Origin of the sequence: Qipengyuania atrilutea (genome assembly GCF_013370205.1) — a bacterium.
In the GTDB taxonomy this organism is placed as follows: Bacteria; Pseudomonadota; Alphaproteobacteria; order Sphingomonadales; family Sphingomonadaceae; genus Actirhodobacter; species Actirhodobacter atriluteus.
Window position 1 is genome coordinate 258,905 of the sequence record NZ_JABWGV010000003.1, and the last position, 13,711, is coordinate 272,615.

At 63.6% G+C, this 13,711-nt stretch carries 15 protein-coding genes; 5 read left to right on the plus strand and 10 right to left on the minus strand.

From position 1 onward, the window contains the following. Window positions 1-39: 39 nt before the first annotated feature. On the minus strand, window positions 40-921 hold the full coding sequence (locus tag HUV48_RS09420; RefSeq protein ID WP_176267535.1) for a dienelactone hydrolase family protein: 882 nt from the start codon (window positions 919-921) through the stop codon (window positions 40-42). A gap of 177 nt (window positions 922-1,098) precedes the next feature. Here HUV48_RS09420 and HUV48_RS09425 point away from each other — a divergent pair, with 177 nt between their 5' ends. Beyond that, a complete protein-coding gene (locus HUV48_RS09425) occupies window positions 1,099-2,526 on the plus strand; it encodes an aldehyde dehydrogenase family protein (protein ID WP_176267536.1) in 1,428 nt (475 codons plus the stop codon). Here the strand turns inward: HUV48_RS09425 and HUV48_RS09430 are convergent, their stop codons facing one another. Next, a complete protein-coding gene (locus HUV48_RS09430; RefSeq protein WP_176267537.1) occupies window positions 2,527-3,537 on the minus strand; it encodes an NAD(P)H-dependent flavin oxidoreductase in 1,011 nt (336 codons plus the stop codon). 248 nt (window positions 3,538-3,785) lie between these two features. On the opposite strand from HUV48_RS09430, the gene katG reads away from it, so the two are divergent. Continuing rightward, window positions 3,786-6,002, plus strand: coding sequence for a catalase/peroxidase HPI (gene katG / locus HUV48_RS09435; RefSeq protein WP_176267831.1), 2,217 nt, complete (start codon window positions 3,786-3,788; stop codon window positions 6,000-6,002). A gap of 102 nt (window positions 6,003-6,104) precedes the next feature. Here katG and HUV48_RS09440 read toward each other — a convergent pair whose 3' ends face one another. Beyond that, on the minus strand, window positions 6,105-6,566 hold the full coding sequence (locus tag HUV48_RS09440; RefSeq protein WP_225871624.1) for a hypothetical protein: 462 nt from the start codon (window positions 6,564-6,566) through the stop codon (window positions 6,105-6,107). Window positions 6,567-6,702: 136 nt separating this feature from the next. Between HUV48_RS09440 and HUV48_RS09445 the strand changes: the two genes are divergently transcribed. After that, window positions 6,703-7,251: a hypothetical protein gene (locus tag HUV48_RS09445; protein WP_176267538.1), complete on the plus strand. Its 549-nt coding sequence runs from the start codon at window positions 6,703-6,705 to the stop codon at window positions 7,249-7,251. Then, entirely contained in the window at window positions 7,241-7,762 is a 522-nt protein-coding gene (locus tag HUV48_RS09450) for a hypothetical protein (protein WP_176267539.1), read from the plus strand. Before HUV48_RS09445 ends, HUV48_RS09450 begins: the two co-directional genes overlap by 11 nt. Before the next feature lie 169 nt (window positions 7,763-7,931). On the opposite strand, the gene HUV48_RS09455 is transcribed toward HUV48_RS09450, so the two are convergent. Further along, window positions 7,932-9,212 carry an aspartate kinase gene (locus HUV48_RS09455; RefSeq protein WP_318656078.1) on the minus strand — a complete coding sequence of 427 codons (1,281 nt, stop codon included), beginning with the start codon at window positions 9,210-9,212 and terminating at the stop codon, window positions 7,932-7,934. A gap of 53 nt (window positions 9,213-9,265) precedes the next feature. On the opposite strand from HUV48_RS09455, the gene ubiG reads away from it, so the two are divergent. Then, entirely contained in the window at window positions 9,266-10,003 is a 738-nt protein-coding gene (gene ubiG, locus HUV48_RS09460; RefSeq protein ID WP_176267540.1) for a bifunctional 2-polyprenyl-6-hydroxyphenol methylase/3-demethylubiquinol 3-O-methyltransferase UbiG, read from the plus strand. A gap of 3 nt (window positions 10,004-10,006) precedes the next feature. Here the strand turns inward: ubiG and HUV48_RS09465 are convergent, their stop codons facing one another. The 6 genes from HUV48_RS09465 to ruvC all read right to left on the minus strand — a co-directional run bounded on the left by HUV48_RS09465 (window position 10,007) and on the right by ruvC (window position 13,706). Then, entirely contained in the window at window positions 10,007-10,501 is a 495-nt protein-coding gene (locus HUV48_RS09465) for a nucleoside deaminase (RefSeq protein WP_176267541.1), read from the minus strand. Continuing rightward, window positions 10,498-11,544, minus strand: a complete 1,047-nt coding sequence (locus tag HUV48_RS09470; RefSeq protein ID WP_176267542.1) for a glycerophosphodiester phosphodiesterase — start codon at window positions 11,542-11,544, stop codon at window positions 10,498-10,500. Before HUV48_RS09470 ends, HUV48_RS09465 begins: the two co-directional genes overlap by 4 nt. After that, on the minus strand, window positions 11,531-11,887 hold the full coding sequence (locus HUV48_RS09475) for an ArsC family reductase (RefSeq protein ID WP_176267543.1): 357 nt from the start codon (window positions 11,885-11,887) through the stop codon (window positions 11,531-11,533). The genes HUV48_RS09470 and HUV48_RS09475 overlap by 14 nt, the downstream gene beginning before the upstream one ends. Before the next feature lie 408 nt (window positions 11,888-12,295). After that, entirely contained in the window at window positions 12,296-12,532 is a 237-nt protein-coding gene (locus tag HUV48_RS09480) for a hypothetical protein (RefSeq protein ID WP_176267544.1), read from the minus strand. A gap of 254 nt (window positions 12,533-12,786) precedes the next feature. Beyond that, the gene (locus HUV48_RS09485; RefSeq protein ID WP_176267545.1) at window positions 12,787-13,131 is read right to left on the minus strand and encodes a hypothetical protein; all 345 of its coding nucleotides are present in this window, start codon (window positions 13,129-13,131) and stop codon (window positions 12,787-12,789) included. A 110-nt stretch (window positions 13,132-13,241) separates the two neighbouring features. Then, a complete protein-coding gene (gene ruvC / locus HUV48_RS09490) occupies window positions 13,242-13,706 on the minus strand; it encodes a crossover junction endodeoxyribonuclease RuvC (protein WP_176267546.1) in 465 nt (154 codons plus the stop codon). Window positions 13,707-13,711 lie beyond the last annotated feature (5 nt).

Below are 13,711 nucleotides of genomic sequence, written 5' to 3' on the forward strand. Positions count from 1 at the left end.
GAAGCTACCGGTGCAGGCGCCCCCACGCAAGGCCGCGCTTCACAGCGTATCGTAAAGGCGCATCTTCGCCGCATAGGCGCGTTCTGCCGCGGCACGGTCGTAAGCGGGCGCGTCCGGCACGGTCCAACCGTGATCGGCAGCGTACACATCGACGACGGCATCGCGCGATGCCGCTTCGGCCGCTTCGCGCAGCGCGGTCTTCGCTCCCGGCTGCTCGGCATCGTCATCCTGCGCGATGGCAAAAAGGAAGCTCGCGTCAGTCTGCGGGATAAGCTTATGCGGGCTGTCCGCATCATCGCGCACCAGCCCGCCGCCGTGGAAGCTGGCGGCCGCCTTGACGCGCGAGGGAACGGCCGCGGCGGAATAGACCGTAAAAGGACCGCCCATGCAGTAACCCTCGGCGCCGATGCCCGCGTCCGTATCGACGAGCTCCTGCGCGTCGAGCCAGTTCACGATGCTGGTCGTATCGCGCATGATGGCCTGCGAGGACAGCTTGTCGCGCCACGGCTTCACCTTCTGAAAGCCGTTGCCTGCGGCGAATTCGGCAAAGTCGGCGAATTGCTCGCCGGTCACGTCGCGGTAGTAGGGATTGACGAGCAGGACCGCGAAACCTTCCGCTGCCGTCCGGCGGGCCATCATGCGCTTCGCCTCGCGAACTCCGGCGATGTCCGGCCACATGATCACCGCCGGACTGGGTCCGGAAGCCGGACGCACGAAGAATGCATCCATCGTTCCGTCCGCGGTGCGGAAGCTGACGTTGTCCTCGACTAGTCCGCTGGAGCCAGACGACATTGCCGCGTCCGTATCGTCCATGCCGCCGTTCGCCGTACACGCTGCGAGTGCGCCGGTCGCGCCGAGAACGCCGAACTGGCGCCGGTTCAGATTTTTCGCCCATCGCGCCATTTGATCTTGATCGCACATCGCTTCGTCGTCCCTTCGTCAGCTCACCCGTCCGCGTGCAGACGTATGCGTTCGGACCCTGTTGGACAAGCGAAGAGACGCGCCGCCCATTGCAGTAAGGGCTTGCGCCGTGCCGCGGCAGTGGCCACGTGACGACACAAAGGACAGCGCTTTCGAAACAAACATGGGAGACTTCTGATGACCACCACCTATCGCAATCTGATCGGCGGCGAGATGGTTGAAACCTCCGCGACGATGGAAGTCGTCAATCCGGCCAACGAGGAAGTGATCGGGATCGTCCCGGCCTGCGGCAAGGACGAACTCGACCGTGCCGTTGCCGCCGCGCGCGATGCGTTCAGCACGTGGAAGAAGACGCCGATCGACGAACGGCGCAAGGTCATCCAGCAGATCTCCGCCGCGATCAAGGACAATGCGGACGAGCTCTACCGCCTGTTGACGAGCGAGCAGGGCAAGCCGCACAGTCAGGCCAAGGGCGAAATCTACGGCGCTGCGGGCATGGTCGCGGCACAGTCGACGCTGAAGCTCGACGATGTCATCAACGAAGACAGCGACACCCGGCTCTCGCGCACGCGCCGCGTTCCGGTGGGCGTGGTCGGCGGCATCGTGCCGTGGAACTTCCCGGTCATGATGGCGATGCAGAAAATCGCGCCCGCCATCCTTTCGGGCTGCACGATCGTGATGAAGCCGTCGCCCTTCACGCCCCTCACGACGCTGCGCATTGCCGAGCTCATCAAGGACGTGGTGCCCGCCGGCGTCGTCAACATCATTACCGGCGAAGACACGCTCGGCCCGCTCATCACCGAGCATCCCGACATCGACAAGATCACCTTCACCGGCTCGACCGCGACGGGCAAGAAGATCATGGAAGGCGCGAGCGCGGACCTGAAGCGCATCACCCTCGAACTCGGCGGCAACGATGCCTCCATCGTGCTGCCCGATGCCGACGTCGAAAAGGTTGCGGAGCAGCTCTTCTGGTCGAGCTTCTCCAATGCCGGCCAAGTCTGCATCGCGGCCAAGCGCGTCTATATCCACGAGGATATCTACGACGACTTGAGCCGGGCGATCGCGGACTATGCGAAGAACATCGTCGTCGGCGACGGTTCGCAGCAGGGCACCGGCGTCGGCCCGATCCAGAACAAGAAGCAGTACGAGCGCGTGCTCGAACTGATCCAGGATGCGAAGGACAACGGCTACAAGTTCCTCGTCGGCGGGGAGCACAGCGACCCGTCGGGCACGGGCTACTACGTGCCGATCACTATTCTCGACAATCCGCCCGAAGATGCGCGGATCGTCGCCGAAGAGCAGTTCGGTCCGGTGATGCCGCTGATGAAGTTCTCGAGCGAGGACGAGGCGGTCGAGCGGGCCAACAATTCCGAATACGGTCTCGCCGGTGCGGTATGGACCAAGGACACGGACCGCGGCGTAGCGCTCGCAGAACGGCTCGAAACCGGGACGGTGTGGATCAACGAATATATGCACCTTTCGCCCTTCGCGCCCTTCGGGGGGCACAAGCAGTCGGGTTTCGGCGCGGAATACGGCGAGGAAGGTCTGAAGGAATTCACCTACCCGCAGGTCATCACCGTCAAGCGGGACGCGAAGGTCTGATCAGCGGCGGGTCAGCGCCGCCTCGCTCTCTTCCATCAGTGAACTGACGATGGCGGCGGCTGGCTCCTCTTCCTTGACCATTCCGACGCTCTGACCGGCCATCAGCGATCCGTTCTCGATGTCGCCGTCGATCACCGCGCGGCGCAGCGCGCCCGCCCAGTAGTGCTCGATCTGCAGCTGCGCTTCGGCCATCTCGAGGCCTTCGGTATCGAGCAGGCCCGCGACTTCGCGCTGCTTCGAGGTAAACGCCTCGGTGCCCTTGTTCTTGAGCGCGCGCACCGGAATGACCGGCAGGCGCGGATCTACCTGCACCGAGGCGACGGCGTCGCGCGCACTGGCGCGGAAGAAGGCCTTTTTGAAATTCGGGTGCGCGATGCTTTCCGCCGCGCAGGCGAAGCGCGTGCCGAGCTGTACACCGACTGCGCCCATCTCAAGGTAGCCCGCGATCGCCTCGCCCCGGCCGATCCCGCCAGCGACGAAGACGAGGTGGTCTTCGGATAGCGAAGGCAGAAATTCCTGCGCCAGCACGCTGGTCGAGACGGGACCGATGTGCCCGCCCGCTTCCATGCCCTCGATGACGAGTGCATCCCCGCCGGAGCGGAGCAGCTTCTTGGCCAGGGCGAGGGTGGGGGCGAAGACGATGACTTTTGCACCGAAGGCCTTGATCGCCTCGACGCTTCCCTTGGGCGGAATGCCGCCTGCCAGTACCACGTGCCCGACCCCGTGCTTTGCGCACACGCCGATGAGATCCATCAGATCAGGGTGCATCGTGATAAGGTTCACGCCGAAGGGTTTGTCCGTCAGCTTGCGCGTCTCTGCGATCTCCGTATCGAGAAGATCGGGGGTCATCGCGCCGCACGCGATCACCCCGAAGCCGCCTGCGTTGCTGATCGCGGAGACGAGATTACGCTCCGACACCCAGCTCATCGCACCGCACAGGATCGCGTATTTGCTGCCGAGAAAGTCCGTGCCGCGTTTCATCAGCGCGGCGGTTTTGGTGAATTCGCTCATGGGCGGGCGCTTACGGCGCACACCGCCTTCCGGCAAGAGCGCTTCGCGCGCCTTCGCGCAAACCCACCGGAACCCCAAGGCGGACGAGGGCTTTAGGAGTATGAGGGTGCACTATGAAAAATCCGCGAACCGACGCTGCGAGACTAATCGGCTCATCCGATAAGGCTGACTGGTTTTGTCCGCTTGGCTCGATTGCAGGGGCAGCATAGAGTACCTCTCGTAGATAAGTAATTCCGAGGAGACAGATGATGGATGCCAAGACAGGTTCAATTTCGGGCGGGTGCCCCTTCACCGGAAACGGCGATATGCGCGACCTGCTTGGGCGTACCAATCGCGACTGGTGGCCCGATGCGCTGCAGCTCGACATCCTTACCATCGAAGGCCGCAGCGCCGATCCGATGGGCGAAGATTACGATTACTGCGAGGCGTTCAACGCGCTCGATTACGCGGCAATCAAGAACGACATCAAGGCGCTGATGACCGACAGCCAGGAGTGGTGGCCGGCCGACTATGGCCATTACGGTCCCTTCTTCATCCGCATGGCGTGGCACGCAGCCGGCACCTATCGCACAGGCGACGGCCGCGGCGGTGCATCGAGCGGCCAGCAGCGCTTCGCTCCGCTCAACAGCTGGCCGGACAACGGCAACCTCGACAAGGCACGCCGTCTGCTGTGGCCGATCAAGAAGAAATACGGCAAGCACATCAGCTGGGCCGACCTCTTCGTACTGACCGGCAACATGGCGATCGAAAGCATGGGCGGGCCGGTGTTCGGCTTCGGCGGCGGCCGCAAAGATGTGTTCGAGCCCGAAATGGTCTACTGGGGCACGGAAGAGCAGTGGGTCGATACCGGCGCGGAAACGCGCATCCAGCCCGACGAAGGCAAGGCGCTCGAGAACCCGCTCGCCGCGATCCAGATGGGTCTCATCTACGTTAACCCGGAAGGCCCGGGCGGCAATCCGCACGATGCCGAAGGCATGGCGCGCGACATGCGCGAGACCTTCGCCCGCATGGCGATGAACGACGAGGAAACGGTCGCGCTCACCGCCGGGGGCCACGCGTTCGGCAAGTGCCACGGCGCGAAGCCGGCCGATACTTTCGGCAAGGCTCCTGAAGGCGAAGCGCTTCACACGATGGGCTTCGGCTGGCTCACCGATCCTGAAGAGATCGGCAAGGGCCACATCACCACCAGCGGGATCGAAGGTGCGTGGACGCCCAACCCGACCGAGTGGGGCAACGACTATTTCCGCTTGCTGTTCAAATACGAATACGAACTGACGGAAAGCCCGGCCGGTGCGAAGCAGTGGACCCCGATCGATCCGGAAGAAGCCGATATGGCGCCTGATGCGCGCGATCCTTCGAAGAAGGTTCCGACCATCATGACCACGGCGGACATGGCGCTGAAGCGGGACCCCGAATACCGCAAGATTTCGGAGCGGTTCCGCGACGATCAGGCTGCACTCGACGACGCATTCGCACGCGCCTGGTTCAAGCTGACGCACCGCGACATGGGACCGAAGATCCGCTATCTCGGCCCCGACGTACCCTCCGAAGACCTGATCTGGCAGGACCCGATCCCCGCCGGAACGCAGCAGTCCGAAAGTGTCGTACAGGCGTTCGCGGACAAGGTTCTGGATAGCGGTCTGTCCATATCCTCGCTCGTCAAGGCAGCGTGGGCTTCGGCTTCGACCTATCGAAATTCGGATCACCGCGGCGGCGCGAACGGCGCGCATATCCGCTTCGATGCGATCAAGAATTGGGCGGTGAACGATCCCGAAGAACTGGGACCGGTGCTCGACAAGCTCGACGAACTGCGCGGCGACATCTCGCTGGCCGACGCCATCGTGATCGCCGGTTCGGCCGCGGTGGAGAAGGCGGCGCGGGACGCCGGCTTCGACATCACCGTTCCGGTCACGATCGGCCGCGGCGATGCGAGCGAAGAGCATTTCGACGCCGAAAGCTGGGAGCCGCTGGAGCCGTTCGCCGACGGATTCCGCAACTACCTCAAGACCAAGGCGCAGGTGAAGACCGAGGATATGCTGGTGGACCGGGCGAATCTGCTCGGCCTGTCGATCCCCGAGATGACCGTGCTGGTCGGCGGACTGCGCGTCCTCGGCGCGGTGTCGAAGCACGCGGAGCACGGAACCAGCATCGGTGTGCTGACGAACCGTCCGGGCAAGCTGACCAACGACTTCTTCACCAACCTGCTCGACATGGGCACGCTGTGGGAAGTCGTGGACGAGAGCGGCGACGAGGAATTCGTCGGCCGCAAGCGCGGCGACCGGAGCGAGCTGTGGCGCGCGACGCGTACCGATCTCGTCTTCGGGTCGAACTCGCAGCTACGCGCGATTGCCGAAGTCTATGCCGAGGACGGCAATGAGCGGAAGTTCGTGAACGACTTCGTGGCTGCCTGGACCAAAGTGATGGATGCCGACCGGTTCGACTTGACCTACGCCAAGTATCACTGATCGGTAACAAACACCCTAGAGGCGCATTCAAGTGCCTCCGGGTCGCGGGAACCCCCCGGCAGCGATGCCGGGGGGTTTTTCGTTATCAACGAATGCTTTGTGTTAGCCGCGCTCCTGGTTCGCGTCGTCGAACATTTCTTCGGTGAAGTCTTCAGGCGCCGGTGCGTGGTCGCTGACGGCGCCGGCGTCGATCTCCGCCTGCGTGAGGAAGCGCACAGCGATGCCGAGCGCGTTGGTCTTGCCCCAGCTGAATGCCGTCATGTGGCTGTCGCCGTAGGTCGCGTTGATGACCGCATCGGCGTCCATCTTCTCGCCGCGTTCCCACAGTTCCTTGTAGATCTTCTCCTGCGAGGGCTCCTTGCTGAAGATCGTGGCCTTGCGCACGCCGGCCTTCACCGGGCCGAGGACGACATAGGGCCGGTCGGTCAGATCGTAGGGAAATACGGGCACGCCGACTTCTTCGTTGACGATGACGTGTTCGTCTTTCTTGCCGGCAAGCGCGGCAGTAGTCGGCAGAACCATCGAAGCCGCTGCAAGTGCTGCGGCGTATTTAGCAAAAGTCATACTGTAATCCCCCGTCGTGTTAGGTGACTTGCAATTGCACTCGGCCCTGTAAAAAGTTGATTAACCCCCTTCAATTATTGGCTTTCTGCAGGAATCGCGTCTCGCTATATTGCGCGGGACAAGGGGGAAACGGAATATGAAATCGCTTGGAATGGGCGGGCTTTTTGCCGCAACGCTTATCGCTGCGCCTGTTGCGGCCCAGGAAACGGCCAGCGCACCGGCGGCAATCGTTCTGCCGGAGCCAGCTGCGCCGAGCGCGCTCATGCTGCCGCGAGATACGCCGGTGCACCTGATGGTGCTGAACGAGGTCTCGACAAAGGATCATGATGCGGGCCACCGCTTCCGCCTGCGGGTCGACAAGCCGGTGGTGGTTGCGGGCCGCACCCTCGTTCCGGCGGGAACGCCCGCCTGGGGCGAACTGACCGAAGCGGAAAGCAGCGGCAATGCGGGCAAGTCCGGCAAGCTGTCTGCGCGGCTGACACATATCGAACTCGGCAGTCTCGCCATTCCGATCGAGGGCGGAACGACCGCCGACGGCAAGAGCGGTAAGGGCGAGACGCTGCTCGGCGTTCTGGCGATGGGTCCGCTCGGCTTGTTCGCCAAGGGCAACAATGCGAAGATCAAGGCGGGCGAGAAGATGACCGCCTTCGTCGCCGAAGACACGCAGCTTCCCCATGCGCCGTGATGCGCTGACGGCTGTGGTTCTGTTCGCTGCACTCGCTGCCCCGGCATTCGCGCAGGACGCCGCGCCGGCGATCGTTCTTCCCGAGCCCGTGCCGGTCACGCTGCCGAGCGGCTCGCTCGTCCCGGTCGTGACGCGCGAGGAGCTGACCAGTCAGCGGCACCGGAAGGGCGATCTCGTGACGCTCGAAGTCGGCGAGGACGTCGTCATCGACGGGCACCTTGCCATTGCGAAAGGCACGCCGGTCGTCGCCGAACTGACGCTGGTGGAGAAGAAGGGGCTGATGGGCCACGCGGGCAAGCTAGAGGCGCGCACGCTCTATATTGAGCTGCCGTCCGGTCCGGTGCGCCTGTCGGGCGAACTGGCAGCCGCAGGGCGGAGCCAGACGGGTCTTGCGACTGCGGCAACGGCGCTCGTCAGCGGGTTCGCCTTCGTGATTACCGGCAAAAGCGCGGTCATTCCCGCAGGTACGCCGCTGATCGCGGTGCTAGACCGGGACATTACGTTGCGCTGAGTTCCGCGAGCCCTGTGCGAAGTCCTACAGGATGGAACGCATGGAACACGGTACAGGGCAAACAAATCTCGCACTGTAACGCGTAGGAATTCAGCGGTTTCTACGATGGGAAGGAGCGGCGCGAAGTCTACCCGGCCGCCGCCCTGTAGGACAGCACTGGCGACCGCTCTCAGGCTGCTTCGTCCTTCGCGTCGAGCCCGTAGGCGGTGTGCAGCACACGCACGGCCAGCTCGGTTTCGTCCTCGTCGATCATCACCGAAACCTTGATCTCCGAAGTCGAAATCGCCTGGATGTTGATGCCGCGTTCGGACAGCGCGGTGAACATTGTCGCCGCGACACCCGCATGGCTCTTCATGCCTACGCCCACGACGGAAATCTTTGCGATCTTGCTGTCGGTGATGATCCGGTTGAAGCCGATTTCGCCGCGCCGGTCCTCGAGCAGCGCCTGCGCCCGCGCAAGGTCGGTCTGCGGCACGGTGAAGGTCACGTCGGTCTCGCCCTTGTCTCGGCCGACGTTCTGGATGATCATGTCGACATTGATCGACGCATCGGCGAGCGGCGAGAAGATATGCGCCACCGCGCCGGGCTTGTCCGGTACGCGGGTCAGGATGATCTTCGCTTCGTTTTTGTCGTGCGCGATGCCGGTGACATGCTGGCGTTCCATATCGCCCTCCTCGTAAATGCGTTCCATTTCCTCGTCCGAGACGATCATCGTGCCGGGCAGATCGTCGGCCGGGGTAGCGTCGTCGTCGATGAAGCTGGAGAGGACCTGCACCCGCACGCCCTCTTTCATGGCAAGCCCGACGCTGCGCGTCTGCAACACTTTCGCGCCGACGCTCGCGAGTTCGAGCATTTCCTCGTAAGTCACCGCCTTCAGCTTGCGCGCCTTGGCGACGATCCGCGGGTCGGTCGTGTAGACCCCGTCGACATCGGTGTAGATGTCGCACCGGTCGGCGTTCAGCGCCGCCGCCACCGCGACTGCCGAGGTATCCGAACCGCCCCGGCCCATGGTCGTTATCCGGCCCTCCGCCGACACGCCCTGAAAGCCCGGAATGACGGCGATCTCTCCGCGTTCGAGCGAGGCCACGAGGTCGGGCGCGTCGATCGTATCGACCCGCGCCTTCGCATGGGCCTCGATCGTGTTGATCGGAAGCTGCCAGCCGAGCCAGCTGCGCGCCTTCGCGCCCATCGATTGCAATGTGAGCGCGAGAAGTCCCGCCGTCACCTGCTCGCCGCTGGCGACGACAACGTCGTATTCAGCCGGATCGTAAAGCGCGTGCGCCTCGCGGCAGAAGTTGACGAGCCGGTCGGTCTCGCCAGCCATGGCGGAGACGACTACCGCCACCTCGTGCCCGGCGGCCTGCTGGCGGCGCACGATATTGGCGACCCGGCGAATGCGCTCGGTCCCGGCCATCGACGTGCCGCCGAATTTCATCACTATGCGGGCCACGTTTGGCTGTCTCCCTGCTGGAACCGCTCGGGATTGGCTGTTAAGGTCCGCCCATGCCCGATGCAACCGTAGCAAATCTTACTATCCGCGAAGATGAAGCCGCCCATTTCGGCAAGCTGGCGGCCGAGTGGTGGGACCCGAAGGGTTCGTCCGCGATGCTCCACCGGCTCAATCCGGTGCGGCTCAAGTTCATCCGGCGGGCGATCGATATGCACTGGGCGAGCGATGTCGAAGCGCGAAAGCCGCTTTCCGGCAAGAGCGCGCTCGACGTCGGCTGCGGGGCGGGACTGCTGAGCGAACCGCTGGCGAGACTCGGCGCAGACGTCACCGGCGTCGATGCGGCGCCCGAGAATATCGCGGCGGCGAGCGCCCATGCGGAAGGGGCGGGGCTCGACATCCGCTACATGGCGGGCGAGCTTGCCGCGCAGGACATCGGCACGTTCGATCTCGTCACGGCGATGGAAGTGCTCGAACATGTGGCCGACAAGCGCGCCTTCATGCGCGAACTGGCGGCGCGGCTGGCGCCGGACGGATTGATGATCCTCTCCACGCCGAACCGCACGCCGCAATCGCGCGTGCTGATGGTCGGCGCGGCGGAAGCGGTCGGCCTGATCCCGCGCGGGACGCACGACTGGAACGACTTCTTGACGCCCGAAGAACTGCGCGATCTGCTCAGCGGGGCGGGGCTGACGATGGGCGAGCCGGAGGGCATCGCCTTCTCGCCGGTCAAGGGGCTGCACCTGTCCGGCGACCTGTCGCTCAATTACATCGTCACCGCGCGCCGCGCGTAAGGCCTAATCGTTCGCCTGCATGTCTTCGGGCACGTCGTCCCACGGGCGGAAGTAGAGCTGCGCGCATTCATCCTTCAGCACGCCGCCCGCCAGTTCGAGGTCGTCGGCATAGGCATCGGCGATGTAGTCCAGCGTCGATAGGTGGCGGTCCTCGAAATACATCTCGTGCACGTCTTCGCGGCCTGCGCCGTAGACGATCCGGCTGACGCCCGCCCAGATGCTGGCGAAGGTGCACATGCCGCACGGCTGCAGCGTCGAATAGAGCGTCGCGCCCTCGATCCGCATTTCGCCTTTCGCTTTTCCCGCGGCGCGCAGCGTGACGATCTCGGCATGGGCGGTCGCATCGCAGTCCTCCGCGGTCCGGTTGATGCCGCGCGCGACTTCCTTGCCGTCCAGCACGAGGATCGCGCCGATCGGCGTGTCTGCAGGATCGGTGCCTTTCTCCGCGACCGCATGATCGCGGGCGATCCGCATCCAGTCTTCGTCGGACTTGCTCATTGCCGCGCCGCGAGCGCCGGATCGTCGGTGAAGATCCCGTCGAGCCCGGTTGCCGCGAGTGCGCCATAGAAGCCTGCGTAATTACCGACCGCGCTTTCGCCGCCGCCGGACTTGAAGGGGGCGGGCAGGAAGACGTTCTCCTTGCGCAGCGTCCAGCCGTGAACCTCGAGGCCTGCGTCATGCGCGTCGCCAACGAGCGGCGTCGCCTGCCCGTCCGCGCCCACGATCATAACGAGGTCTACCCCGATCGCGTCGGCATAGGCAGCGACTTCGGCGAGCCCGGAAGCGCTCGCCATCTCGGCATAGCGCATGGCCGGTTCGTCCGCCGGGCCGCCTTCCGCCGCCATCAACTGCACCAGCCGTACGTCGGTGCGCTTGTCGAGCCGCTGGAGCGGGCCGACCTCAAAACACTGGACGAAAATCGCATCATCAGCGCTGTCGTAACCGGCTTTCTGAAGCTCGTTCACCATCAGATCGACCACGTCGATGCCGACTTCCTGCAGCAGAAATTCGGGATGCTTCAGTTCGGGATAGACGCCGATGGTGCGGCCGGTCTCGGCCTCCTTGGCACGCAGCAAGCTGACGATCTCGGCGAAGGTCGGGATGTCGTACAGCCCGTCGAAGCGCGCATTTGCGGTGCGGATACCGGGCAGCCGCTCTTTTGCGCGCAGTGTCTTGAGTTCGGCAAGCGTGAAGTCCTCGACGAACCACCCGGTGATGAGCTGCCCGTCGACCTCCTTCGTGCGCTCGCGGCCCGCGAATTCCTTGCGGCTGGCGACATCGGTCGTGCCGGAAATGTCGTTCTCGTGCCGCGCGACCAGCACTCCGTCGCTCGTGACCACGAGGTCAGGCTCGATATAGTCCGCCCCCTGATCGATCGCGCGCTCGTAGGCGGCGAGCGTGTGTTCGGGCCGCTCTCCGCTGGCTCCGCGATGTGCGATGATGAGCATGTCGTCGTTGTCCGTTTGGGCGGCTGCGGGAAGGGCGGGTGCGGCGATCAAGGATAGCAGCACCGCCGCAGCGAGGCGCTTAGGCAAAGGCATTCTCCCACTCGCTTTGGGTAAAGCCGACGAGAATGGCGTGCGCGTCTTCCTTCATCGCAACGGGCCGCTTGATGAGCGAGGGATGCTCCGCCATCAGCCGCAGCGCCTTCTCGCGGTCGACGTCGGCTTTCTCGTCGTCGGGCAGCTTGCGGTAAGTCGTGCCGCGCCGGTTGAGCAGCACTTCCCAGCCGACCGTATCGGCCCAGCGCGCCAGTTCCGCTTCGTCGACGCCTTCCTTCTTGTAGTCGTGAAAGGTGTAGTCGATGCATTCCGCATCCAGCCACTTGCGTGCCTTCTTGACGGTGTCGCAATTGGGGATGCCGTAGATGGTGATGTTGGTCATTGTTTTCCGAACGGGTTGCTGCGCTGGCATCCTCTACCGCACGCAATCGCGTATGCCAAAAGCTACTGCTGCATTCCTAGCGCCATAGCAAAAACCGGCCCAGCCGCTGACGCCCTCATTGCGGAAGTTTTCGAGTTACCACGCTTGACGACCAGCGGACCGCTAGTTGTTCGGCAACCACGTGCGAAAGTTAGTTTGATCGCAAGAACCTGCCGTAGCATATTTCCTTCGACTGGTTGAGTTCGCATGCTCGCATAATGCAAATCCAACCTCTACTTTTCCAAACCATTCGTAGCGGGGAGGATAGATTGCTGATGGAGTTCGCTGATGCTCCAGTCACCACGGCGCCGACATGCAACACCGGTCACGGATCTTTCGCTGAACGTGCGGCAAAGTTCTCCAACCGAGTTACGGAACTCGTCCCCCTACCATGCGACCATCCTCGCCCGTATTTAACGTTGGGTTGTAAAGAACGCTTTCCAGTTCGCCAACAGCGATAAGGCTGCCGGCTTCGTAGGCAACCGGTGAATAGCTTTCCTGTGAGGATGAGATCAAGTAACCACCGGAAACACCCGCGGCCAACACCGTGGCAAACAAGATGCCTTGCGCGAGGGTCCGAAAACGAGGAACAGTATCCGGGTTCACTCGCGCTTGTAACGATGAACTTTCCAAAGTTGCGATTGCTCCTGCGTACGGCTGTATTAACACACTAAAGCTTGAGCGCGATGAATGCAATCAGGGTTTTACGCTGACCAATTTCGAGATCACAGCTCCCTGCCAATGGAGCATGACATAACCGATCGCGAGAATTGAGGCTTTCAACCCCCACTCTGGAAGCGCCCGAATGCAAAGTGGGACCGAGTCAATGCCGACCCCTTTCGCACCAAATTGCCGAGCTATCAGCCCAAGCGGAAGTCGACGATGCGACCGTCGTCGCGGAAGTCGCAGGTGAACTGGTCGCGGCGGTTGTCGCGCGTGTCGATTTGGCCCTGTACGGTGTAGACGCCGCGCGAACGCTCTTCGGCATAGGTTATGCGCGCCTGGCCGTAGCGTTCCGCTTCACGGCCGCAAGCACGCACGGCGGCGCGCTCGAACTCGACGTTGCTGTTATTGTTGTAGCCGTAGCCGTAATCGTTGCCGCCGCCGAAGATGCCGCCGAGGCCACCGCCAAGACCGCCGTACGAAGCGCAGCCACCAAGGGCGAGCGTTGCGGCGAGAGCGGCGGGAATGAATAGTTTGCGCATGGGTTGTTCTCCACTTGGTTAGCGACACGCCCTACCCGCGCCTGATGGATAATCTACGCAAACCCCATGCGGCTTGTTCCGAGCGAGGGTCCGGCTCGGGGCTAGTCAGGTCAGCCCAGATGCGCGTCGGCAATGGCGACCGCGAGCGCGTCGGCGGCATCGGCTCCGGCGATTTCCGCGCCGGGAAGCAGCACCTTCAGCATCGCCTGAACCTGCGCCTTGTCCGCCCCGCCGGTTCCCACGACCGCCTTCTTCACCAGCCGCGCCGCGTGTTCGCGCACGTCTAGCCCGGCCATGCCGCAAGTCGCCAGCACCGCGCCGCGCGCCTGCGCCAGCTTGAGCGTTGATTGGGGGTTCTTGTTGACGAACACTTCTTCTGCCGCCGCGCGGTCGGGCCGGTGCTCGCGAATGACTTCGCGCAGGCCCGTCTGCAGCGCGGCGAGGCGCAGCGGCATCGACTCGCCCGGTTTGGTCGCGATCTGACCGTTGGCGATATGCGTGATGCGGCTTCCCTCGCTGCGGATCACGCCCCAGCCGGTGCAGGAAAGCGAGGGGTCGAGGCCGAGGATCAGCATTAGCG

Excerpts from the sequence above, each read along its gene's own strand:
- HUV48_RS09425 (WP_176267536.1), top strand. The coding sequence starts at position 1,099 with ATGACCACCACCTATCGCAATCTGATCGGCGGCGAGATGGTTGAAACC.
- HUV48_RS09420 (WP_176267535.1), bottom strand. The coding sequence starts at position 921 with ATGTGCGATCAAGATCAAATGGCGCGATGGGCGAAAAATCTGAACCGG.
- katG (WP_176267831.1), top strand. The coding sequence starts at position 3,786 with ATGGATGCCAAGACAGGTTCAATTTCGGGCGGGTGCCCCTTCACCGGA.
- HUV48_RS09440 (WP_225871624.1), bottom strand. The coding sequence starts at position 6,566 with ATGACTTTTGCTAAATACGCCGCAGCACTTGCAGCGGCTTCGATGGTT.
- HUV48_RS09445 (WP_176267538.1), top strand. The coding sequence starts at position 6,703 with ATGAAATCGCTTGGAATGGGCGGGCTTTTTGCCGCAACGCTTATCGCT.
- HUV48_RS09465 (WP_176267541.1), bottom strand. The coding sequence starts at position 10,501 with ATGAGCAAGTCCGACGAAGACTGGATGCGGATCGCCCGCGATCATGCG.
- HUV48_RS09470 (WP_176267542.1), bottom strand. The coding sequence starts at position 11,544 with ATGCCTTTGCCTAAGCGCCTCGCTGCGGCGGTGCTGCTATCCTTGATC.
- ruvC (WP_176267546.1), bottom strand. The coding sequence starts at position 13,706 with ATGCTGATCCTCGGCCTCGACCCCTCGCTTTCCTGCACCGGCTGGGGC.
- ubiG (WP_176267540.1), top strand. The coding sequence starts at position 9,266 with ATGCCCGATGCAACCGTAGCAAATCTTACTATCCGCGAAGATGAAGCC.
- HUV48_RS09485 (WP_176267545.1), bottom strand. The coding sequence starts at position 13,131 with ATGCGCAAACTATTCATTCCCGCCGCTCTCGCCGCAACGCTCGCCCTT.
- HUV48_RS09475 (WP_176267543.1), bottom strand. The coding sequence starts at position 11,887 with ATGACCAACATCACCATCTACGGCATCCCCAATTGCGACACCGTCAAG.
- HUV48_RS09450 (WP_176267539.1), top strand. The coding sequence starts at position 7,241 with ATGCGCCGTGATGCGCTGACGGCTGTGGTTCTGTTCGCTGCACTCGCT.
- HUV48_RS09430 (WP_176267537.1), bottom strand. The coding sequence starts at position 3,537 with ATGAGCGAATTCACCAAAACCGCCGCGCTGATGAAACGCGGCACGGAC.